This window comes from Paenibacillus sp. cl130, from assembly GCF_900116035.1.
In the GTDB taxonomy this organism is placed as follows: domain Bacteria; phylum Bacillota; class Bacilli; order Paenibacillales; family Paenibacillaceae; genus Paenibacillus; species Paenibacillus polymyxa_B.
This window is the reverse complement of record NZ_FOYG01000002.1, coordinates 666825-688960: the sequence shown is the minus strand read 5'-3', so window position 1 is coordinate 688960 and position 22136 is coordinate 666825. Positions and strand designations below refer to the sequence as shown.

The window sequence follows — 22136 nt, the reverse complement described above, 5'->3', positions numbered from 1 at the left end:
TTTGAGCAAGCTATCCAGAGATGGAGTATTTGTTATCTCAGTTGCAAAAATAGTATAACAACAGTATCTTTAGCGTATTTCTAAAGATACTTTACTCTTACTGCAACACCTACATCACAAAAAATGACCGATGGTGGTGGGCAGCAGCAGAGTGGATGGAATCGTTCTGAAGAAGCGTTAGCGTTCGCCTTTATCCCCGGATTTTACCCTATTAAGTTTATTTACAAAGAAAAAATCCGGGGGTAACAGCGATCGGAAGAATGATCCATCCACGGAGCGTTCTCCCCCCTCTTCGCCATTTTTTTCAATCACCACACACTGAATTGACAAGGAGGATCGGTATGACCGCATCCATACAAAAACATGAACATTCATCCGCGCCTCAAGCGGTTTACCTGCATATACCTTTTTGCACGAATAAATGCTTTTACTGTGATTTCAACTCTTATGTGCTCAAGGATCAACCTGTTATGGAATATCTGTATGCACTGGAACGGGAGATGGAACATACAGTCAAGCTTCACCCGCCAGGAGAGATTAAAACCATTTTTGTCGGGGGCGGAACACCAACTACCCTAAACCCGAAAGAAATGGAATATTTCCTGAAGAGCGTCCGAACCTATTTCCCAAATTGGGCGGAAGATATTGAGTTTTCCATGGAAGCCAATCCAGGCACCACTGATTTTGAAAAACTCTCTGTGATGAAAGAAGGCGGCGTCAATCGACTCAGCTTTGGTGTACAGGCTTTTCAGAATGAGCTACTCACAGGCATAGGTCGTATTCACAGTACAGATGACGTATATCGCAGTTTGGAAAACGCCCGTAAGGTTGGCTTGGACAACCTGTCGATTGACCTGATGTTCGGTTTGCCGAACCAAACGGTGGAGATGCTGCATGAAAGCGTCAGTAGAGCGCTAGAGCTGGAGCTTCCTCATTACTCTATCTACAGCTTGAAGGTTGAAGAAAACACACTCTTCCATACGCTGTACCAGAAAAATCAGCTGCCACTTCCACATGAGGATGACGAACTGGAAATGTATTTACTCCTCATGCGTCGCATGAAAGAAGCGGGGTATGAGCAGTATGAGATTAGTAATTTCGCAAAACCAGGCTTGGGGAGCAAGCACAACATGACCTATTGGCGAAATGAGGACTATTACGGTCTCGGCGCTGGGGCACATGGATATGTTGGCAGAGAGCGTCATATGAACATTAAAGGCATTAACCCTTATGTGGAGGCTAGTCGTAATGGTTTACCACGTCTGGATAGCTTTGAGGTGCCGGCGGCGGAAGCCATGGAGGATTTTCTTATGGTCGGTTTGAGAATGCTAGAGGGCGTATCCAAGTCCCGCTTTGAAGCTCAATTCGGTCAGGCATTGGAGGATACGTTTACTGCTCCTCTCGGGAAAATGCTCAATGCGGGGTTAATCGAATCAATTGAGGACGGTTATCGTTTGAGTGAACGCGGCATTTTATTCGGAAATGATGTATTTGCAGAGTTCATCGGTTCAATCACGGTAAATTCATAAGTCGTAAGTCGTAGGCTTCAATACAGTACGTTTCAACTTCGTAAGCTGGGACAATCATTTTATAACAACATTCTGTCAAAGCAGGGTAAATGGAGTATTGCGATTCTATGCGTGATGTTGTATATTTATTCATTATATGCGGCAAGCGGCAGGAGGAGAGCAAGATGGCTTCAGTGTGTAAAGATGTATTGTGCAGAAGTGCGGTTCCTGAGGATGTGGAGCCTTTATATCAAATGATTAGCGGCTATGCAGAGCGGGGGATTATGCTGCCACGTTCGAGGGAAGTGCTTACGCGCCAACTGGAGCTATTTATTGTTGCAGAGGTGGACGGCGAAGTTGTTGGTTGTGGTTCTTTATGCAAATTGGGCGCTGATCTGGTAGAGATTCGCTCCCTTGGCATCTCTGAGGGACATAAAGGTATGGGTATTGGCTCCAAGCTCGTGGAGGGCCTTATTATAGAAGCACGGCGGCAACGTATTCCTAAAATTATGGCATTGACCTACGAGGTCTCCTTTTTTATAAAAAACGGTTTTGATGTAGTAAGTAAAGAGATTTTCCCTGAAAAGGTATGGACCGACTGCATTCACTGTAGTAAACAAAACAATTGTGATGAAATCGCAGTGTTGAAAGTACTGAACTGACCTGTCAATAATGAGGTCAGTTCTTTTTTCATCAGGCCATAATCGTGCGTTTGTTATACAGCCTACATTGTTTAATCCTGGTTCATTTCTCATATGCTTTGAGCAACCACCAAATGAATTGATGATGAGGCTCCAGTTCGGAAGGTATTCCATTCAGGCTTCTTATGGGATGGTCCTTATGATAATCAGTATCATTATAAAAGTATGAAGTGCCGTCTAATGGAACTCGGTGTTTATATTTATACAAGGCGACAACATATCTTTCAGACGCTCCGCTTCTGCTTGGACTATATGTATATCCTTCCCAATCGGCTAGTGTTAAATCATCGTAATGTTGTATTGCCGATATACTGTATTTTATTTGCTTGGGAATACTTGGACTGAATTCTTGAGGGTAAAACAAAATGGTATTCCATATGCTTAAAAGTATTGTAGGAACCAAGATTAAGGCACAACACAGGGGGCTTAATTTACGAATTAAATGGATGGCTGAATTAATAAGGGCTGCATTCAGGGTGAAAACCAATGGCAAAGCCACTATTCTTCCTAGTCCTGTATACGGAAACAACTTGATTAAAATGTGAAACATACAAATTGTAGGTAAAAGTGCGGTCGATGCGTATAAAAGGTTGCGGCGATTAGTTCTCAAATATAATTCCTCCTCAAGGACAAAGAAGATGTAACGGTATGAAGACATAGTCTCGAACGAATTTTCTGTTTTATGAATCTCTATACATAAATACGGTATTAATACGATGAATAATGAGATTTTTCGCAAAAAAGTGTAAACGGTTTGCATTTGCTGCAGTAAACTAAACTGTTGTAATAAATCTTGTTTATTGAAAATACTGATCTGACTTGACAATGATCAGGTCGGTTTGGTATTTTTGTATTATCGGTTAGCACTCATCGCGAACGAGTGCTAATGATTCCATTTAACAATCATGCTATTATGGATAAACAACAAGGGGGGATTCGCTTGTTAACCGAACGTCAGAGGCTCATTCTGAATGCGATTATTGATGACTACATTCGTTCGGCTGAGCCAGTGGGTTCCCGCAGCATATCCAAAAGGCAGGATGTCGGATTCAGCCCGGCCACGATCCGTAATGAAATGTCGGATTTGGAGGAACAGGGCTATCTGGAGCAACCCCATACTTCTGCGGGACGCATCCCGTCTCATAAAGGCTATCGTTATTATGTGGACCATTTGGTGCCACTGAATACACTGAAGCCTATGGAAATGCGGGAACTGAAAGCCTTTTACGCCGAAAAGCTGAATGTAATGGAGCAAGTGATCCAGCATGCGTCAGGCATTTTGTCCCATATGACCAATTATACTTCCATCCTGCTTGGGCCGGAGGTTTTTCATACTTCATTGCGTCATTTTCAGCTGCTGCCGCTCAACGAAACGACGGCTGTAGCGATTATCGTGACCAATACCGGTCAGGTGGAGAATAAAACGGTAGATATTCCACCGGGAATTTCGATTTCCGAGATGGAGAAGGTTGTGAATTTACTGAACAGCAAGCTGGTCGGTGTGCCGATTTATCAGCTTAAATCACGCCTTTACACCGCACTTGGTCAGGAGATGGAGAAGCATGTGTCTCATTTTGAGGACGCTATGAAGGTGCTGGATAAAGCACTGGATAATGAATCGGATCAGCGCTTGTATTTGAGCGGTGCGACGAACATGCTCAATCAACCTGAATTTAAAGATGTAGAAAAGGTTAAACATATTCTCGATCTGCTGGAGGAAACACCAACGCTGCTTAAACTAATGACACCTGTTGCCGGGGCACCTGAAATTCAAGTCCGCATCGGCACTGAAAATGATCATGAGGCGTTTGCCAATTGCAGCCTGATTACTGCTACGTATGCAGTAGATGGAGAAGCGTTGGGCACTATAGGCATACTGGGTCCGACACGGATGGAATATGCGAGAGTTATTAATATTTTGGGTATCCTGTCTAAGGATTTGACCGCAATGCTAACGCAACGGTTTAAATAGAACAAGACCGCATAGGTTGCGGTACTACATGTTCCGCGCCGGGATACGGTTTGTATCCTGCGCGGGTGCATTGTTGCGTGTTTTTGTAAAGGTAGTTATGACTTGAAGGAGGTGAAACATTTTGAAGGAAGAACAAGCGTTCCAAGAAGAAAAACAACAAAATGTAAGCACAGAGGAAGCCGCCGAAACGAGCCAGCAGGAAGAGCCGGTTAATGAAGCGGCAGCACTGGAAGACCAAGAAAGCGAAACAGAGCTGACTAAGCTTCGCGCACAGGCGGAAGAGCATCAACAGCGGTTTTTACGCGCTCAGGCGGATTTTGATAATTTTCGCCGTCGTACGCTGAAAGAAAAAGAAGACCTTGCCAAATATGCATCTATGAAGCTGGTTACCGAGTTGGTGCCTGTTTTGGATAACTTCGAGCGTGCGCTGGCAACAGCACCGCAAGGAGCGGAGTCTGAGTCATTCAGCAAAGGCGTGGAAATGATTTTCCGCCAGTTTGAGAGTGTGCTTCAGGCAGAGGGTGTAACGGCCATGAATTCGGTGGGACAACCGTTTAATCCGGATTTCCATCAGGCTATTATGCAGGTGGAGAGCGAAGAGCATGAGGAAGGCATCGTCGTTGAAGAGGTACAAAAAGGATACATGCTGAAGGACAAGGTGCTTCGTCCAGCGATGGTAAAAGTGAGCATGTAGCTTTTTCAATATACATTAGAAATACATCATTTTGATTCAACCATTCTGGCCTGCGGGCCTCGTATATACAGAAGGAGGAATTGTCCGATGAGCAAAGTAATCGGTATTGACTTAGGTACAACCAACTCTTGTGTGGCTGTTATGGAGGGCGGCGAAGCGGTCGTTATTCCAAATCCGGAAGGCGCACGCACAACCCCTTCCGTTGTTGGTTTCAAAAAAGATGGAGAACGTACTGTAGGGGAAACGGCAAAACGCCAAGCAATTACGAACCCGGATCGTACAATCATGTCCATCAAACGTCACATGGGTACAAACCATAAAGAAAGCATTGACGGCAAGGAATATTCCGCACAGGAAATTTCCGCTATGATTTTGCAAAAGCTGAAATCCGATGCTGAAGCTTACCTGGGACAAACGGTTACTCAAGCTGTTATTACTGTTCCAGCTTACTTCAATGACGGTCAACGTCAAGCAACCAAGGATGCAGGTAAAATTGCTGGTCTGGAAGTTCTGCGGATTGTCAACGAGCCAACAGCAGCTGCATTGGCATACGGTATGGAAAAATCCGAAGACCAAACGATCCTCGTGTATGACTTGGGTGGCGGTACATTTGACGTATCCATTCTGGAACTGGGCGACGGTTTCTTCGAAGTTAAAGCAACAAGCGGCGATAACAAGCTGGGTGGCGATGACTTTGACCAAGTGATTATTGATTACCTCGTAAATGAGTTCAAAAAAGATCAAGGCATCGACCTGAGCAAAGATAAAGCTGCTGTACAACGTCTGAAAGATGCAGCGGAAAAAGCGAAAAAAGAACTGTCCGGCGTACTGACAACGACGATTTCTTTGCCGTTTATCACAGTAGCTGATGGCGTTCCACAGCATTTGGAGTTGAACCTGACTCGTGCGAAATTTGAAGAATTGTCTGAAGGTCTGGTAGAACGTACATTGGGACCTACTCGTCAAGCAATGAAAGATGCAGGCATGAGTGCCAGCGACATCGACAAAATCGTTCTGGTCGGCGGTTCCACACGTATTCCGGCTGTACAAGAAGCAATCAAAAAGCTGACAGGTAAAGAGCCACACAAAGGCGTAAACCCTGATGAAGTGGTAGCTTTGGGCGCGGCAGTTCAAGCGGGTGTACTGACTGGTGATGTGAAAGACGTCGTTCTCCTTGACGTAACTCCACTGTCCCTCGGTATTGAAACCGCAGGTGGCGTGTTTACTAAAATGATTGATCGTAACACGACGATCCCTACGAGCAAATCGCAGGTATTCTCGACATATGCCGACAATCAGCCTAGCGTAGAAATTCACGTGTTGCAAGGTGAACGTGAAATGGCAGCAGGCAACAAAACACTGGGTCGTTTCCAATTGGGAGATATCCCTCCAGCACCACGTGGTGTACCACAAATCGAAGTTACCTTTGATCTGGATGCGAACGGTATCGTGAACGTATCCGCTACAGATAAAGGCACAGGCAAAAGCCAAAAAATTACGATCACATCTTCCAGCGGCTTGAGCGACGAGGAAGTAGAACGTATGATGAAGGATGCCGAGTTGCATGCGGAAGAAGATAAAAAACGCAAAGATTTGGTAGAAGCGAAAAATGCTGCGGATCAACTGATCTACTCTGTAGACAAAACGATTAAAGATCTGGGCGAAAAAGCGGATGCAGGCGAAGTCGAAAAAGCAAATGCAGCTAAAGAAAATCTGCAAAAAACGCTGGAAACCGACAACCTGGAAGACATCAAAAAAGCTACTGAAGAACTGACTGAAATCGTTCAGCAATTGTCTGTGAAGCTATATGAGCAAGCTGCTCAAGAAGCACAGGCTCAACAAGCTCAAGATGGCGCAGCAGACAGCAAAGGCCGCGACAATGTGGTTGACGCGGACTATGAAGTTGTTGACGAAGACCAGAAGAAAGACTAAGCTACGGATCGGGTAGTGGTAGCTTTACGGTACACCGATGCGTTATGATATACTGAATAGTAATTGCAGCGTAGCTGCCTTGATAAATAACAATTAGCCGAAGGGTAACAGTTATTTCCAAGATAAATAAGCATATTACGGGTTGTACTGCCTTGAAATGATGGGAAGGTCAAAGCCGGGTCATCCCGTGCCTTTGGCTTTCCTTTTATATGTAGTGCAGACACGTTGTAGGCATGGGGGTGGAACATTGGCTGATAAGCGTGATTATTATGAGGTGCTGGGCGTCGCGAAGGGCGCTTCGGATGAAGAAGTCAAAAAGGCTTACCGTAAGCTTGCGCGTCAGTATCATCCGGACGTGAACAAGGCTGCGGACGCGGAAACTAAATTTAAAGAAGTGAAAGAAGCTTACGATGTTCTCAGCGATGGTCAGAAGCGGGCAAGATACGATCAGTATGGTCATGTAGACCCGAACCAGGGCATGGGAGGCGGCTTCGGTGGTGGCGCCGACTTCGGTGGCGGGTTTGGCGATATTTTTGATATGTTCTTTGGTGGCGGCGGCAATGGTCGACGTGATCCGAATGCACCGCAGCGTGGGAACGATCTTCAATATACGATGACGATTGAATTCAAGGAAGCGGTGTTCGGTAAAGAAACCGACATTCATATTGAACGTACGGAAACATGTGATACGTGTCACGGTACGGGAGCCAAAGCGGGTACTCAACCACAAACCTGCTCCGTCTGCCACGGCAGCGGACAGGAAGAAGTGGTGCAGAATACACCGTTTGGTCGTATGGTTAATCGACGCGCCTGCTCCAATTGCGGCGGTTCCGGTAAAATCATTAAAGAAAAATGTACGACTTGTAGCGGTTCGGGTCGTGTACGCAAGCAACGTAAAATTCATATTCGTATTCCAGCGGGTGTGGATGACGGCGCGCAAATGCGTATTAACGGTGAAGGCGAAGGCGGTGTCAACGGAGGACCAGCAGGTGACTTGTACGTTGTGTTCCGTGTGAAATCGCACGACTTCTTTGAGCGTGAGGGAGACGATATCTACTGTGAAATTCCGCTGACGTTCTCACAGGCAGCATTGGGAGATGAAGTCGAGATCCCAACGTTGACCGAGAAAGTGAAGCTGAAAGTTCCAGCAGGTACGCAAACAGGTACTTACTTCCGTCTTAAAGGAAAAGGTGTGCCAAAACTGCGTGGCGTAGGTCAGGGTGACCAGCATATTAAGGTCGTTGTGGTAACGCCTAGTAAGCTGAGTGAGGAACAAAAGGATTTGCTGCGTCAATTCTCTTCGCTTAGCGGAGAGCAGACACATGAGAATGAGCAGTCTTTTTTTGACCGTGTGAAGCGCGCCTTCCGAGGCGACTAAGCCCAATTAGGAATCGCGGAGCTTCAACCATGAATCAAAGGAAACTATTCCGCAATTGCGGGATAGTTCCTTTTTTTATTTCACGTAAACACATACATAACCATTTTTGTATAGGCATGTTGAACTGTTGAGACTTAATATCAAGTAGAAAGGGGTGAGTTCCATCGGAAATGTACAGCTCAAGCTACGTCGGGGTAAACCACTATTAAAGCTCAGAGGCCTAATTACACTGCTAGTATGTCTAGTTATGGCACTTGTGCTTCTGCCTGTAACCCTGTTATTTGCTGAGAGAGTGGAACATGAAACTGAGAAGGGACTGGAAGAAAAGGCAATGTCCATCGCGCGTACACTCGCCCATACGCCGCTTATTGTCGAGCAATTGCAAGGGACGGGTTCGTCTCCTTCTATGCAGGAGTATGTGAAGAGGGTTTCAGCAGCAAATCACATCCAGTTTATCGTGGCTATGGATATGAAGGGAATTCGTAAAACGCACCCGGATGCTAGGATGATAGGCAAAGCTTTTGTCGGCGGAGACGAGTATACTGCACTTCATGGCCATGAGAGCGTGTCCGTTGCGAAGGGAACATTGGGCTTGTCCATGCGAGCCTTTTCCCCCGTGTTCAGTTTAACGGGGAAACAGGTAGGGGCGATTGTTGTGGGTATATCCATGCAAGATGTACAGATGGCTCAGGAAGGCAACAACCGTCTTATTGCTATCGCCATTGGCACTGGAATGTTGATTGGCACTGGAGGTGCGGTTGTGCTGGCTCGTAAAATCAAAAATATGCTAGTCGGTCTGGAGCCGCCGGAAATCGCACGCTTGCTGGAGGAACGCAGCGCCATGTTGCAATCCATCAAGGAAGGGGTTATTGCGGTAGATGAATTCGGTCGCGTCATGCTGATGAATGCAGAAGCGATACGTCTGCTTAGGCAAGCGGGGATTGAAGATTTCTCATTCTCCGGACAGGAGATTACCGTTTATTTATCCGCTTTTCGATTGCAAGAGGTCTTGGAAGCGAGTACTCCACAGATGGATGAGGAAATGGAGCTGGGTGGAATAACCTTGCTGACCACCAGTGTTCCGATACGGGTCAAAGGGGAAATTGTGGGAGCAATTGTAACCTTTCGGGATAAAACGGAGATGAACCAGCTTGCGGAACGTTTGACAGGAGTGTCCCTGTACACGGAAGCACTACGTGCGCAGGCTCATGAATTTATGAACAAGCTGCATGTCATTATGGGGATGGTACACTTGCGAATGTACGATAAACTGGAGCATTACATTATGGATGCCGTCGAGCATCATCAAGTGGAGATTGGCTCCATCACCCGGCAGATCAGGGACCCAGTTATGGCAGGGTTTGTGTTGGGGAAATTAAGCCGGGCCAGAGAAGTAGGGGTGAATTTTGAACTGACTCCAGGTAGTTACTTGCCCGAATCCAGTCAAACTCAAACGACGCATGAACTGATTACTATTCTTGGCAATCTGTTTGATAATGCGGTGGAGGCGATGGAATCTTTGGAGCACAAACGGATTACCCTTTCACTTTATTTTGAGGAAAGCCAGAAGAACGGCTATCTGACCTGTATCATGTGCGATAATGGTCCGGGTATACCGGAAGGGCTTGTGAAGGCTATATTTGAAAAAGGTTTTTCGACCAAGGGAGAGTCACGAGGGATGGGTCTTTATCTGGTGACGCAAAGCGTGAAAAGATTACAGGGAAGTATAAAGTTGATCCCAGCCGAGCAAGGGTGCTGTTTTCAGATTACGATTCCATACATTATAGCGGGGAATGATGAACATGATTAATGTCCTGATTGTAGAAGATGATCCGATGGTTGCGGAATTTAACCGCAAATATATGGAGCAGGTAGAAGGTTTTCGATGTGGGGGTTGGGCTTCTTCTGTGGAAGAGGCTAAGAAATATATAGCTGAACAAGCCATTGATTTGATATTGCTAGATGTGTATATGCAGGAAAGCAATGGCCTCGATTTACTGTCATTCATACGGGAGACAGGTGTAAATATAGATGTCATTGTCATCTCGGCTGCAAGTGACATGAACAGTGTCAAAAAAGCGATGAACTTCGGCGCGGTGGATTACTTGATTAAGCCGTTCCACTTTAACCGTTTTTTGGAGGCCCTCACGGGGTACCGAGAGCACATTAGCATCGTGCGTGAGCGCAGCCTACTTTCGCAGGAAGAACTGGACCGACTGATTTATCATAAAAGCTTGACTAAAGAATTGGCACGTTTGCCCAAAGGCATAACTAAATCCACGCTGGCTATGATATGGAATTGTATCCAGCAGCATAATAAGGTGCTATTTTCCACCGAGGATATTGCGGAAAGTGCAGGAATATCCAGGGTGTCTATGCGCAAGTACCTGGCTTTTATGACAGAGATTGAGGCTCTTTCCATGGAAACCATATACGGTACCATAGGGCGTCCTGTTTACCAATACCGAATATTGCCACAGGCAGAAGGCATCATGAATAGTTTTATTTAAATCTTCTTTCTGATTACTTTAATTACAAAAGTGAATGATTAGTTTTAAAACCAAATAAAGCGTTTTCCAAGGTGTAGAATGGAAACATGATCATCATTCTTCACTTTATGGAGGGAGATTTATGGAAAATGCTACGAATCAGCCTGTCATTCAAAAGGGGCAAAGATGGAGTAAAAATTTTGTAGATGGCATCAGAATGCTGGGTAGGGTAAAGGTGGGGGTTATTCCTCTTCCACTCTATGCCGTGATCGCGCTAATTGTTTATGCAGCTGCAATTACTGAAAGACTTCCGAACGATCTGTTGGGCGGGTTTGCCGTCATCATGATTTTAGGTATACTTCTCAGTGATTTAGGGGCCAAACTTCCGTTGCTTAAGCATATTGGCGGGCCGGCCATTTTATCTCTTATGGTTCCATCGTTAATGGTATTTTGGAATATGTTCAGTCCATCTGCGATGGGTGCTGTACACACGCTTATGAAAACCTCGAATTTTCTTTACTTCTACATCGCATGTCTAGTAACGGGAAGTATTCTTGGCATGGATCGGAAAATGCTGATGAACGGAATTGTCAAAATTTTTGCCCCCATTATTATAGGATCTATTGCAGCTGTTGCCGTGGGGATGGTGGTGGGGATGGCTTTTGGCTATAGCGCCTATCATACATTTTTTTTCATCATCATTCCGATTATCTCCGGTGGGATTGGGGAAGGCATTTTACCGTTGTCCATTTCGTATGGATTGGTGCTGGGCAAGGATTCCGCAGTATTCGTATCCCAGTTTATCCCGGCTGCAATTATCGGGAACATTGTTGCAATCATAGGTGCGGGTGTTCTGAAGAGATTAGCAGAGAAAAATCCGAAAACTTCAGGTAACGGGAGGTTATTAAAACTTGAGAAAGATGCAGACAAGTTAGCTCCGGCAAGTTTGGAGCAATCGATTTCTTTTCCATTGATGGGAGGAGGCCTGCTGTTAGCTTGCACTTTCTTTATTGTGGGTAAGTTGCTGGAGCCGTATCTCCATATTCCAGGCCCGATCCTCATGATTCTGGCGGCGGCATTAATTAAGTGTATTCAGATCATGCCGAACACATTGGAGCAGGGAGCTTTTCACTTGTACAAATGTATAACGGCAAGTCTGACGTGGCCCTTGATGGTGGGATTGGGTATTTTGTATGTACCTTTGGATAGTGTAGTTGGGATTTTAACGGTTCCTTATGCCATCACCTGCGCATCTGTTGTAGTTGCATTGATTGTTACCGGATACTTCACAGGAAAATGGATTCACATGTATCCCGTAGAAGCTGCTTTGGTGACTAGCTGTCGCGGTGGATTAGGGGGCACGGGAGATGTAGCCATTCTGTCTGCGTCCAATCGGATGGAACTGATGCCTTTTGCGCAAATTGCAACACGTATTGGAGGGGCAGGCACGGTCATTTTAGCAACTTTGTTACTCCAATTATGGAGCTGATGAGTTTTATACACAGGACTGAGATTCATATCCAAATAGAGACATGGAAGGACGGAGAAAAATATGAGCAGTTTAATAGATGAAATTAGAGAATTACACGCAGGTGGCAAAATGGAGACCTTACCAAAGAAGCCAATTGAAACGATGGAGGGGCTGTCCAAAGTTTATACGCCGGGTGTAGCTGAAATCTGTATGGAAATCGCCAATGACCCAGCCAAAGCGTATCAATTAACGATCAAAAAGAATACAGTAGCAGTCGTATCAGACGGAACTGCGGTACTTGGATTAGGAGATATCGGACCGGAGGCCGCTATGCCTGTGATGGAGGGTAAAGCAGTCTTGTTCAAACAATTTGCAGGTGTTGACGCCTTCCCAATCTGTCTCAACACGAAGGACGCTGATGAAATTGTTCAAATTGTCAAAATGATTGCTCCTGCCTTTGGCGGCATTAATTTGGAAGATATATCTTCGCCACGCTGTTTTGAAATCGAGAGACGGTTGAAGCAGGAACTGGACATTCCAGTATTTCATGATGATCAGCATGGTACGGCAGTCGTTGTATTAGCGGGTCTGGTCAATGCATTAAAGGTATGTGGCAAAAAAATGGAGGATGTCAAAGTTGTATTTGCAGGGATCGGTGCGGCGGGTATGGCCTGCTCCCGTATGCTGCTTAAGGCAGGTGTGCGCAATCTGATTGGCGTTGATCGACAGGGAGCTATTCATCGTGACGTGGAGTACAGTAACCCGCATTGGACAGAGTATGCGAACATGACTAATCCGCACAATTTAAGTGGAAGTTTATCCGATGTGATTGTGGGAGCTGATGTATTCATCGGTGTGTCAGGCCCGAATATACTGACTGTGGAGGATATACAGAGCATGGCAACTGATCCTATCGTGTTCGCCATGGCGAATCCGAAGCCGGAAATTGATCCGGCTGTAGCCGCACCTCATGTACGTGTGCTTGCTACTGGCCGCTCCGATTTTCCAAATCAAATTAACAATGTGCTATGCTTCCCGGGAATTTTCCGGGGTGCTCTAGATTGCCATGCTACGACGATTAATGAGGAAATGAAACTAGCTGCCGGACTTGCCATCGCTGATGCGATCTGTCCTGAGGAGCTAAGTGAAACTTATATCATACCGAATGTTTTTAATCCGAAGGTGGTTCAAAAGGTACGGGATGCTGTCATTCGTGCTGCATGGGAGACAGGAGTGGCCAAGTCAGGTGAAGCTCCGGCTGCTACTTTACACCCGTAAAAGTTATATTCTTCACAAACTATGGTTCACAGTCTTGGCCTGCTGTTCTCGATACCGCCTGATCCGTCTAGCCTTCGTAGGGAATATAAAATCGTGCCAATGAGCAGGATATAACAAAGCGTAACGCTCTATGCTCTTGAAGAGCAGTTGCGCTCAATACTACACAGGGAGATTTTGAGATGGGCGAAAAAAATATTTTGGCGTATTTCAAAAGTCCTGAGGAAGCACAGGGAGCCGCTAGAAAACTGGAAGCTCTCCGGGTAGCCGATGTGTCGATAGACCGATTTAGCCGGTATCCGCGGCAGTCTACTGGCAACGCCGGATTGCCTGTATTTTCAGGACAGATTAGCAGCTTGTCCTCACTGACACAGGGCGTGGACTTTACAGATGCAACTCCAGCAATACTGGCTGCAGCTGATCCGTCCGCCAGTGGCATGAGTGATGGAGGACAGGGCGGACCGACGGGCCGTGATATTTTGTTGACTGCTGTGGTGGATGAATCCATTCATCATCAGGCGATGTCCATCGTGGAACAAGCGGGTGGAATGCTGTGAAAAGTTTGGAAGGAGTAGTGACCGATGTCCAAAAACAAACGGTTTGATAAAGTGCTGACCAAAACGGAGAAAATCAAACGCATGCAATCTGCTAAAAATGAAGATGTAGAGTTCTCGGCAGATCAGGCAGATGCTGAGGATCTAGAAGCGATCCGGCGTAGCGAAGTAGCTGACCGTCGTCAGCAGCGTATCATAATCGACAATGAGTAGAATTTAATAAGACGGGTTATCTCCATTAATAAGGATGATTTGTGGGATAGCCCGTCTTATTTGTGTTCTTTCCTTTTTCTATTCATTATCCGCTGTATGCTGTTGCACTAAAAACAAGAGGACCGGCGACGAAAGCAGTAGTCGCAGGCGTTTGATTTTCAATAATCAGTTGGTAGTTTTGTACGCCCAGAGGCGCAACGTCTACCGTTTCGACATTAAGAATAATATTGTTATCGAAGACATTGGATTCCAGTCCGTAATAAATTTCCTTGCCGGCTCTCCAAATCCGTACAAGCACTCTAATGTTGCCGGCACCGACAAAGCGTAGTCCAATCGAGGCTTTTAACTCTACTCGGTTGTTGACAGCTCCAGAAATAGCAGGATCAATAAATACAGACGTCGTAGCAATTCCAAGTCCGGCTGGAGAAATCGGAACAGGAAGATTTATACCATTAGTGATAGGTGTAATAACACTGGCATTATAATCTAACACCGTCTTTGCCATACTAAATCACTCCTTTTCTAGTATATTGTATTGTATGTACTAGAGTTAAGGGTGCTTGGACTAAAAGAGTGGACAATATATACAAGCTCTACAAAAAATATTTTGAACTTCGATAATATTAGCTTTTTTGAACTCCTGTGCATGTATATAGTACAATGTAATGTATGCATGTGAAATGAGGAGGAAATGAAAACCATGTTGTGGAATGAAATTACAATACATACAACCGAAGAAGCCATCGAAATGATTTCGAATTTTCTGCACGAAGCAGGTGCAGGAGGGGTTTCCATTGAAGAATCCGGTTCGCTCAACAAGCCGCGGGATACGTCCTATGGACAGTGGTATGATCGGCCTTTGAACGACATACCTGAAGGACAAGCGATCATCAAAGGCTATTTTGCCGAAGAAGTGGATATGGATCGTATTCGTTCGCAGATTGAGCCGCGCGTCGAAGAATTGAGAACTTTCGATATTGATCCTGGTGAGGTTCAGTATGAGCTGAAAACAGTTGATGAGGATGACTGGGCAAATGCTTGGAAGCAATATTTCAAGCCTTTGCGTGTGTCGGACCGTCTGACGATTAAACCCACTTGGGAAGACTATGAGCCTGCGAGTGAAGAGGAAAAAATCATTGAGCTGGACCCTGGTATGGCCTTTGGGACCGGAACGCATCCTACGACATCCCTTTGTCTGAGAACGCTGGAGTCTGTGATTAAGGGTGGAGAAGAAGTTATTGATGTCGGCACGGGTTCCGGTATTTTGGCCATTGGAGCTGTAAAGCTGGGAGCGAAGCATGTACTTGCCTTGGATTTGGACCCGGTGGCAGTATCCAGTGCGCGGGAAAATACGCGTTTGAACGGACTGGAGGAACGCATCACCATTAAAGAAAGTGATTTGCTATCTGTGCTTAATGCAAGCGATCCAACGCTGGGTATCCAGTTACCGGTCAAGCTAGTGGTAGCTAATATATTGGCAGAGATTATTCTGCTGTTCATTGATGATGTATATAAAGCCCTGGAACCAGGTGGTATTTATATTGCTTCAGGGATTTGGAAGAACAAAGAAGAGGTTGTCGAAACTGCTTTGAAAGCAGCTGGCTTTGAGATTGCCGAAATAAGCCGGGATGAAGATTGGCTGGCGTTTGTGGCGAGAAAGAGGTAAGTATGGATTTTCTACAAAATATTTTTCGTGTAAATTTAAATGTTCTTCCCTTTTATTTACTGGCTGTGATCATATCGTTCACGGTTCATGAGTTTGCACATGCGTATTATGCCAATAAATTTGGTGACCCTACGGCCAAGCTACTTGGGCGCGTGACTTTAAATCCGGCAGTGCATATTGACCTGCTGGGTACGCTGCTGCTGTTGATCGGAGGCTTTGGCTGGGCCAAGCCAGTTCCGGTTAATCGTGACAATTTTAGCCGTCCGCGCCTCATGGGCATTATCGTATCGGCTGCGGGTCCGCTGAGCAATCTGCTGCTTGCATTTGTTACTACTTTGATCTATGCCGTGCTCCTTCATTTTCAAGTATTGCCGGGGATGGAGAACCAACGGGTAGCTCAAGCAATCTATTTGTTTATCAATGCTCTGATCAATTTAAATCTATTTTTGTTTATCTTTAATTTGATCCCACTGCCTCCACTGGATGGATACCGGATTGTGGAAGATGTGGCCCCCACTCCTGTACGCCGTAAGCTTCAGCAATTTGAACAGTGGTCGATCTTTATTTTTCTGCTTATCCTGGTCATTCCGCAGGTTCGAGCTGTAACAATTGAACCTCTTTACACGCTGGCCCAGATGATTTATATACAGTTTTTGCAGTTCTCTTTTTATATCACTGGATTGTTTGGAGCCTAAGGGCTCCTTTTTTTACGAGAATAGGTAGGTATAACCTGAATAGAAGAGGGAACAGACTGGTCATACAGGCGCAAAAGATGATATGATGTTGCTTGGTGATTTATTCGGATTTTGTACGGAACGTTAGTGGATAACAGTTATTTTTAGAATGAGGATTTTGCAAAATCCAGGAATAGGTGTGAGAGAGAATGCAGCGTTATTTTATTCCGGCAGAGCAATTTCTAGAAGATCACGTGATTGTCGCGGGTGAGGACGCGCGGCATATCGCTAAAGTCATGCGGGGCCGTAGTGGTGACAAAATTATAGTTAGTGACGGGATATCTAGGGAAGCGCTGGCTGCATTGGATACGATTGAGCAGGATCATGTTACGGCGACGATTATTGAGCCGCTGAAGATGACCTCTGAACCGCATGTGCAGGTCACTATCGCTCAGAGTCTTCCTAAAGGAGACAAGATGGAGACGGTGATGCAAAAATGTACAGAAATCGGAGCAACCGGGTTTGTACCGTTTTTGTCCGAGCGTACGGTCGTGCAGTATGATGCCAAAAAAGAAGGCAAGCGACTGGAGCGTTGGCGCAAGATTGTGAAGGAAGCGGCTGAACAAAGCCACCGTAACCGGATTCCAGAAATTAGCGCGCCCATGACGTGGAAAGAACTTCTGGCTTCTTTTGCTGGGTATGATTTGATATGTTATTGTTATGAAAAAGAGCAGGGTAAACAGCTACGGGATGTAATCCAGCCTTTGGCAGGACAATGGGCGTCGACGGACATGCCGCGTGTTCTGCTGGTGGTAGGCCCGGAAGGCGGCTTTACTGAAGCGGAAAGCCTGGAGGCCGAGCAGGCCGGGGCACAGTCTACAGGACTGGGAAGACGTATTTTGCGTGCGGAGACCGCAGGAATGGCTGCATTGGCATGCATTTTATATGAGACAGGAGAAATGGGAGGGGTTTAATATGCCGTCAGTGGCATTTTACACATTGGGCTGTAAGGTAAACTTTTATGATACAGAAGCGATCTGGCAGCTGTTTAAAAATGAAGGTTATGAACAGGTGGACTTTGATGAGCAGACTGCTGATGTCTATCTTATCAATACATGTACCGTTACGAATACCGGTGATAAAAAGAGTCGTCAGATCATTCGCCGCGCGATTCGCCGGAATCCAGATGCCATTGTGGCAGTGACGGGCTGTTACGCCCAAACTTCTCCTGCCGAAATTATGGATATTCCTGGCGTAGATCTCGTTATCGGGACTCAGGATCGGGACAAAATCATTCCGTTCGTGCAGGAAATTCAAGAAACGCGTCAACCGGTGAACGCCGTGCGCAATATTATGAAAACGCGTGTATTTGAGGAAATGGATGTGCCTGATTTTGCTAATCATACTCGGGCCTTTTTGAAAATTCAGGATGGGTGCAATAACTTCTGTACCTTCTGCATCATTCCGTGGTCGCGGGGTCTATCCCGTAGTCGTGATGCTGCGAGTATTATTGCACAGGCGCGTCAACTGGTACACGCAGGCTACAAGGAAATTGTACTCACAGGTATCCACACTGGCGGTTATGGTGACGACATGGATAATTATGACCTATCTGATCTGTTGTGGGATCTGGAGAAGGTGGAAGGGCTGGAGCGTATCCGTATCAGTTCGATTGAAGCCAGCCAGATTGATGAAAAAATGCTTGATGTACTGAACCGTTCCACCAAGCTGGTTCGTCATTTTCACATACCGCTTCAGGCGGGGGACGACACCGTGTTGAAACGGATGCGTCGCAAGTACACGACAGAAGAGTTTTATAACAAAATGCTTATGATTCGCAAGGCAATGCCAGATGTAGCGATTACTACGGATGTGATTGTCGGCTTCCCTGGGGAGACGGATGAAATGTTCCGCAATGGCTATGAGCTGATGAAAAAAATCGATTTTTCAGAAATGCACGTGTTCCCGTACTCCAAGCGCAGTGGAACTCCTGCGGCGCGTATGGAGGATCAGGTGGACGAAGACGTGAAAAATGCACGAGTGCATGAGCTGATACAACTGTCAGAGCAAATGCAATTGGCGTATGCTGAGAAGTTTGTAGGTCAGGTACTGGAGGTCATTCCGGAAGTTGCACCGAAAGGGACCGAAGATAGCGGCATACTCCATGGATATAGTGACAATTATATTCAACTGGCGTTTGAAGGTACTGAGGATCTGGTTGGCAAGGTATGCCGCGTGAAGCTGACGAAGGCGGGCATTAATGAAAGTGAAGGCCAATTGGTTCGCGTACTAGAGAATGGGCTGCAAACAGCTCTGTAAGAACAAAAAAAGCCTGAACAGGCAATAGAGATGGCAAACAAGGATTTCGCCTTTCCTTACAGAGAGGACGGAATCCTTGTTGCGCAAGGAAGGGAGATTACAGGATGGCAGCAAAAAAGGAAATTTCCGCAGGCGGCGTTGTGTTTCGCAAACAGGGGGAGCAACTTGAAATTCAGCTCATTACTGACCGATATGGCAAGGTATCCTTGGCTAAAGGGAAAATGGAGTTGGGAGAAACAATCGAACAGACGGCTTTACGTGAAATTCGCGAGGAAACAGGGTTGAACGGGCGGATTATCCAGCATGTAGATATGATTGCTTATACGTATCATCATCCAGAATTTGGGGAAGTAGATAAAGAAGTACACTATTATCTCGTAGAGGCACTGGATGGGGATTTACAGGCACAGATCGAAGAAATTAAAGGAGTTGCGTGGCATACGCCTGAGGAAGCATGGCGTCTCCAGCGCCAGGGTGGATATGACAATAATGATGTCATTTTAAGCAAGGCGCTGTCCATGCTAGGAATTAACGTTTGATTCTGTGGGGAGATATACGATCCTCTAAACGCGTCCACACAGGTAGATAGCAGAGAGGCAAAACCAGCAGAGAGCTAATAACGTTAAACAGAGTTTGGGCATGGGCTACTTTAGCTCCGGGCTCGGTAGATATCCAGGCAGCGGCCATCTCCAGACCAGGGATCAACGGCATAAAGAGCAAGGCTCCGCCTACGTTCAGCAGCACGTGGGACCAGGCCACAAATTTGCCGGACACGCTGCCGCCAACAGCGGCAATCAGGGCGGTTACGCAGGTGCCTACATTGGAGCCGATGACGATGGCGATCCCCACATCGGCTGGCAAGGCTCCCGCAGCGGCAAGGCTAATCGCCATGCCAATGACGGCTGCGCTACTGTGAACCAGCGCGGTCAGACAGGCTCCAGCAGCGAAGGCCCACCACATGTTGGCCGCAGCGTGATCAAGAAACCAGCGGAATAGTCCGGCCTGCTCAATCCAGGGGCCGACTGTTTGCATTACGCGGATACCTGCCAGAATCAGCGAAAATCCAGCAAAGACGAGGCTGATATATTGTACAGCCTGCGGACGGCTAAGCCCATTGGAGCCGGGTGAAGCTCCGGCGGACGCATACTGGCGATTGGGGACAGCTTCACCCCACAGGACGGCAGTGCTCCAGCATAGCAGTGAGCCGCAGAGCAGCGGAACAGCCAGCATGCCAAGCTGGAGCCCCATCAGCTCAGTGGTCAGGCAGGTGCCGATATTGGTGCCGAGAATGATGCCGAGCGTGCGGCCGTAGGTCAACAGCCCGGCGTTAACCAGTCCGATCGTCAACACCGTTACGGCGGTGCTGCTTTGCAGCAGGGCCGTAATGCCTGAGCTGAACAGCATGCCCCGCCAAGGGGAAACTGTGGCGCGGTTCAGCCAGCGGGTGAGGAAGGGGCCGGCTAAATGCCGGAGGGCTGCTTCCATCAGCTTCATCCCGCCCAAAAAAATAAACAGCCCGCCGCACAGTGGGAGTATAACATGTATAAACACGGGCATAGCCCCCTTTTCTAGGTAAAAATACTTATGTAACAGCCTATGATCTGTCGGGGACAGCCATGACAAGCATGGCTGAGCTCTTTTTTACGGAACGATATTAAGGACTTTGAGTAATCCAAGAATGGGAGTGAAGGATTTTGCCTTCAGTAATATTAGAACGCAGCCGTAAAAAAAGGCTGGAGCACGCACACCCTTGGGTGTTTAAAAACGAAATAGCCAAGATCGAAGGGGACCCAGAGGCAGGCGATTTGGTCAGTATCGTTAACCATCAGGGGCGTTATTTGGCGACAGGTTACTATAATCCAGCTTCACAAATTACAGTGCGTGTGATGTCCTACGAGCCGCTGGAAGCAATGGATCAAAACTTTTTTGCCCAACGCTTTCGCAAATGTCTGGAGCACCGCGAACGTTTTGTGACCGGGGGAAACGCTTATCGGTTGGTGTACGGCGAGGCTGATTTTTTGCCTGGACTGATTGTAGATCGATTTGGTGATGTGTTAGTCGTGCAGTTGTTAACGCTTGGCATGGATCGGCGCAGGGAAGAAATCAGGGATGCGCTCGTTGAAGTAGTGGGTCCTGTTGGTATATATGAGCGAAGTGATGTATCCATCCGTGAGCTGGAAGGATTGGAACAAACGAAGGGTCCTTTGTACGGTGATTGCCCGCGTCATGTGGTAGTGACGGAAAATGGCCTGCAAATCAAGGTTGATATCGTAGAGGGCCAGAAGACGGGTTATTTCTTTGACCAGCGTGAAAATCGTGCGGCCATAGCACCGTTGATGACAGGTTGGGGAGCACGTAGTGGAATTACGCTACAAGAAGTAGCTGCAGACTCAGGGGATGCGGGCACAACGGTCATGAAGCCAGTGAATAAAAGTGGTAAGGTTGTTGAATTCCCATTCTGGGATGGCGCAACCGTATTGGAATGTTTTTCGCACACGGGAAGCTTTACGCTCAATGCATGTAAACATGGTGCTAAAAAAGTAACTTGTCTTGATATTTCAGAGCATGCGATTGAAAGTGCGCGGGATAATGTCAAGCTGAACGGTTTTGAGGAACGCGTTGAGTTTGTCGTCGACGATGCTTTTCAATATTTGCGCAATCAAGTGAAAGGTGTAGAGGAACGCAATGCACGAGCCGGGGGCAAAGGAGATACATCCAAGCCGCTGACAGCAGGTGGCGGACGCACCTTTGACGTGGTCATTCTTGATCCGCCAGCCTTTGCCAAAACGAAGAACGCTGTCAAAGGAGCTACACGTGGATATAAAGATATCAACCTGCACGGGATGAAGCTGGTTAATGAGGGCGGCTATCTGGTGACTGCGAGCTGCTCGTTCCATATGCGGCCAGAGTTGTTTTTAGATACCATTAAGGAAGCGGCGGCAGATGCCGGCAAAATCCTTCGTCTGGTAGACTGGAGAGCGGCTGGTAAAGACCATCCTCAAATTTTGGGTGTGGAGGAAGGCCATTACTTGAAATTCGCCATCTTTGAGGTGCGCAGCCGGACACAGCTGTAGGTTTCATACAAGGTCAAAGTCAATCGCCTTTTTGGTGATTAAATAGGTAAAATAGACTCGTTTAGGTATAAATCAGTCCTGTAGAGAAGGCATGCACCAAGCCAATCTGCGGGACTGATTTGTTTTTTTAGAGGGAGGAAGAATTGCTACAACATGGCAAACGTACGTTCTTTTCTCCCTTGCCTGATATGCTATACTGTTTAATAGAATGTTGTT

Annotated in this window: 21 protein-coding genes; 18 read left to right on the top strand and 3 right to left on the bottom strand. The window is 46.6% G+C overall.

From position 1 onward, the window contains the following. Positions 1 to 341: 341 nt before the first annotated feature. Both hemW and BM358_RS09315 read left to right on the top strand, forming a co-directional pair. Positions 342 to 1529 carry a radical SAM family heme chaperone HemW gene (gene hemW / locus BM358_RS09320; RefSeq protein ID WP_025723343.1) on the top strand — a complete coding sequence of 396 codons (1188 nt, stop codon included), beginning with the start codon at positions 342 to 344 and terminating at the stop codon, positions 1527 to 1529. A 164-nt stretch (positions 1530 to 1693) separates the two neighbouring features. After that, positions 1694 to 2170, top strand: coding sequence for an N-acetyltransferase (locus tag BM358_RS09315; RefSeq protein ID WP_013311174.1), 477 nt, complete (start codon positions 1694 to 1696; stop codon positions 2168 to 2170). A gap of 82 nt (positions 2171 to 2252) precedes the next feature. Here the strand turns inward: BM358_RS09315 and BM358_RS09310 are convergent, their stop codons facing one another. Next, on the bottom strand, positions 2253 to 2819 hold the full coding sequence (locus BM358_RS09310) for a hypothetical protein (protein ID WP_231517115.1): 567 nt from the start codon (positions 2817 to 2819) through the stop codon (positions 2253 to 2255). Between the two features lie 330 nt (positions 2820 to 3149). Between BM358_RS09310 and hrcA the strand changes: the two genes are divergently transcribed. The 10 genes from hrcA (at position 3150) to BM358_RS09260 (ending at position 14187) form a co-directional block, all read left to right on the top strand. Then, complete coding sequence (gene hrcA / locus BM358_RS09305) at positions 3150 to 4181, top strand: heat-inducible transcriptional repressor HrcA (RefSeq protein WP_013372178.1); 1032 nt, start codon at positions 3150 to 3152, stop codon at positions 4179 to 4181. Positions 4182 to 4302: 121 nt separating this feature from the next. After that, positions 4303 to 4875 (top strand): nucleotide exchange factor GrpE, encoded by a 573-nt coding sequence (gene grpE / locus BM358_RS09300; RefSeq protein WP_013311172.1) that lies wholly within the window; start codon positions 4303 to 4305, stop codon positions 4873 to 4875. An 87-nt stretch (positions 4876 to 4962) separates the two neighbouring features. Further along, positions 4963 to 6807 (top strand): molecular chaperone DnaK, encoded by a 1845-nt coding sequence (gene dnaK, locus BM358_RS09295; RefSeq protein WP_023989512.1) that lies wholly within the window; start codon positions 4963 to 4965, stop codon positions 6805 to 6807. 247 nt (positions 6808 to 7054) lie between these two features. Further along, a complete protein-coding gene (gene dnaJ, locus BM358_RS09290) occupies positions 7055 to 8185 on the top strand; it encodes a molecular chaperone DnaJ (protein WP_023989511.1) in 1131 nt (376 codons plus the stop codon). 154 nt (positions 8186 to 8339) lie between these two features. Continuing rightward, the gene (gene dcuS / locus BM358_RS09285) at positions 8340 to 9995 is read left to right on the top strand and encodes a DcuS/MalK family sensor histidine kinase (RefSeq protein WP_071558461.1); all 1656 of its coding nucleotides are present in this window, start codon (positions 8340 to 8342) and stop codon (positions 9993 to 9995) included. Further along, positions 9988 to 10695 carry a two-component system response regulator DcuR gene (dcuR, locus tag BM358_RS09280; protein WP_028540448.1) on the top strand — a complete coding sequence of 236 codons (708 nt, stop codon included), beginning with the start codon at positions 9988 to 9990 and terminating at the stop codon, positions 10693 to 10695. Before dcuS ends, dcuR begins: the two co-directional genes overlap by 8 nt. A 121-nt stretch (positions 10696 to 10816) precedes the next feature. Continuing rightward, positions 10817 to 12163 (top strand): 2-hydroxycarboxylate transporter family protein, encoded by a 1347-nt coding sequence (locus BM358_RS09275; RefSeq protein WP_023989508.1) that lies wholly within the window; start codon positions 10817 to 10819, stop codon positions 12161 to 12163. A gap of 63 nt (positions 12164 to 12226) precedes the next feature. Further along, complete coding sequence (locus BM358_RS09270) at positions 12227 to 13423, top strand: NAD(P)-dependent malic enzyme (protein ID WP_025723348.1); 1197 nt, start codon at positions 12227 to 12229, stop codon at positions 13421 to 13423. Between the two features lie 179 nt (positions 13424 to 13602). Next, entirely contained in the window at positions 13603 to 13977 is a 375-nt protein-coding gene (locus BM358_RS09265) for a hypothetical protein (protein WP_013311164.1), read from the top strand. A gap of 24 nt (positions 13978 to 14001) precedes the next feature. Continuing rightward, entirely contained in the window at positions 14002 to 14187 is a 186-nt protein-coding gene (locus tag BM358_RS09260; protein WP_023989507.1) for a YfhD family protein, read from the top strand. An 85-nt stretch (positions 14188 to 14272) separates the two neighbouring features. Here the strand turns inward: BM358_RS09260 and BM358_RS09255 are convergent, their stop codons facing one another. Next, positions 14273 to 14692: a hypothetical protein gene (locus BM358_RS09255; protein ID WP_023989506.1), complete on the bottom strand. Its 420-nt coding sequence runs from the start codon at positions 14690 to 14692 to the stop codon at positions 14273 to 14275. Between the two features lie 195 nt (positions 14693 to 14887). On the opposite strand from BM358_RS09255, the gene prmA reads away from it, so the two are divergent. The 5 genes from prmA to BM358_RS09230 all read left to right on the top strand — a co-directional run bounded on the left by prmA (position 14888) and on the right by BM358_RS09230 (position 19385). Continuing rightward, positions 14888 to 15853, top strand: coding sequence for a 50S ribosomal protein L11 methyltransferase (gene prmA, locus BM358_RS09250; RefSeq protein ID WP_023989505.1), 966 nt, complete (start codon positions 14888 to 14890; stop codon positions 15851 to 15853). 2 nt (positions 15854 to 15855) lie between these two features. Further along, positions 15856 to 16548, top strand: a complete 693-nt coding sequence (locus BM358_RS09245; protein WP_023989504.1) for a site-2 protease family protein — start codon at positions 15856 to 15858, stop codon at positions 16546 to 16548. A gap of 188 nt (positions 16549 to 16736) precedes the next feature. Beyond that, entirely contained in the window at positions 16737 to 17501 is a 765-nt protein-coding gene (locus tag BM358_RS09240; RefSeq protein ID WP_023989503.1) for a 16S rRNA (uracil(1498)-N(3))-methyltransferase, read from the top strand. Position 17502: 1 nt separating this feature from the next. Continuing rightward, entirely contained in the window at positions 17503 to 18846 is a 1344-nt protein-coding gene (gene mtaB, locus BM358_RS09235; protein ID WP_023989502.1) for a tRNA (N(6)-L-threonylcarbamoyladenosine(37)-C(2))-methylthiotransferase MtaB, read from the top strand. A gap of 104 nt (positions 18847 to 18950) precedes the next feature. Further along, complete coding sequence (locus BM358_RS09230; protein ID WP_023989501.1) at positions 18951 to 19385, top strand: NUDIX hydrolase; 435 nt, start codon at positions 18951 to 18953, stop codon at positions 19383 to 19385. On the opposite strand, the gene BM358_RS09225 is transcribed toward BM358_RS09230, so the two are convergent. Then, positions 19375 to 20397: a Na/Pi cotransporter family protein gene (locus BM358_RS09225; RefSeq protein WP_023989500.1), complete on the bottom strand. Its 1023-nt coding sequence runs from the start codon at positions 20395 to 20397 to the stop codon at positions 19375 to 19377. The two genes, BM358_RS09230 and BM358_RS09225, sit on opposite strands and share 11 nt — an antisense overlap. A 143-nt stretch (positions 20398 to 20540) precedes the next feature. Here BM358_RS09225 and BM358_RS09220 point away from each other — a divergent pair, with 143 nt between their 5' ends. Then, complete coding sequence (locus tag BM358_RS09220) at positions 20541 to 21920, top strand: class I SAM-dependent rRNA methyltransferase (protein ID WP_028540449.1); 1380 nt, start codon at positions 20541 to 20543, stop codon at positions 21918 to 21920. Positions 21921 to 22136: the final 216 nt, after the last annotated feature.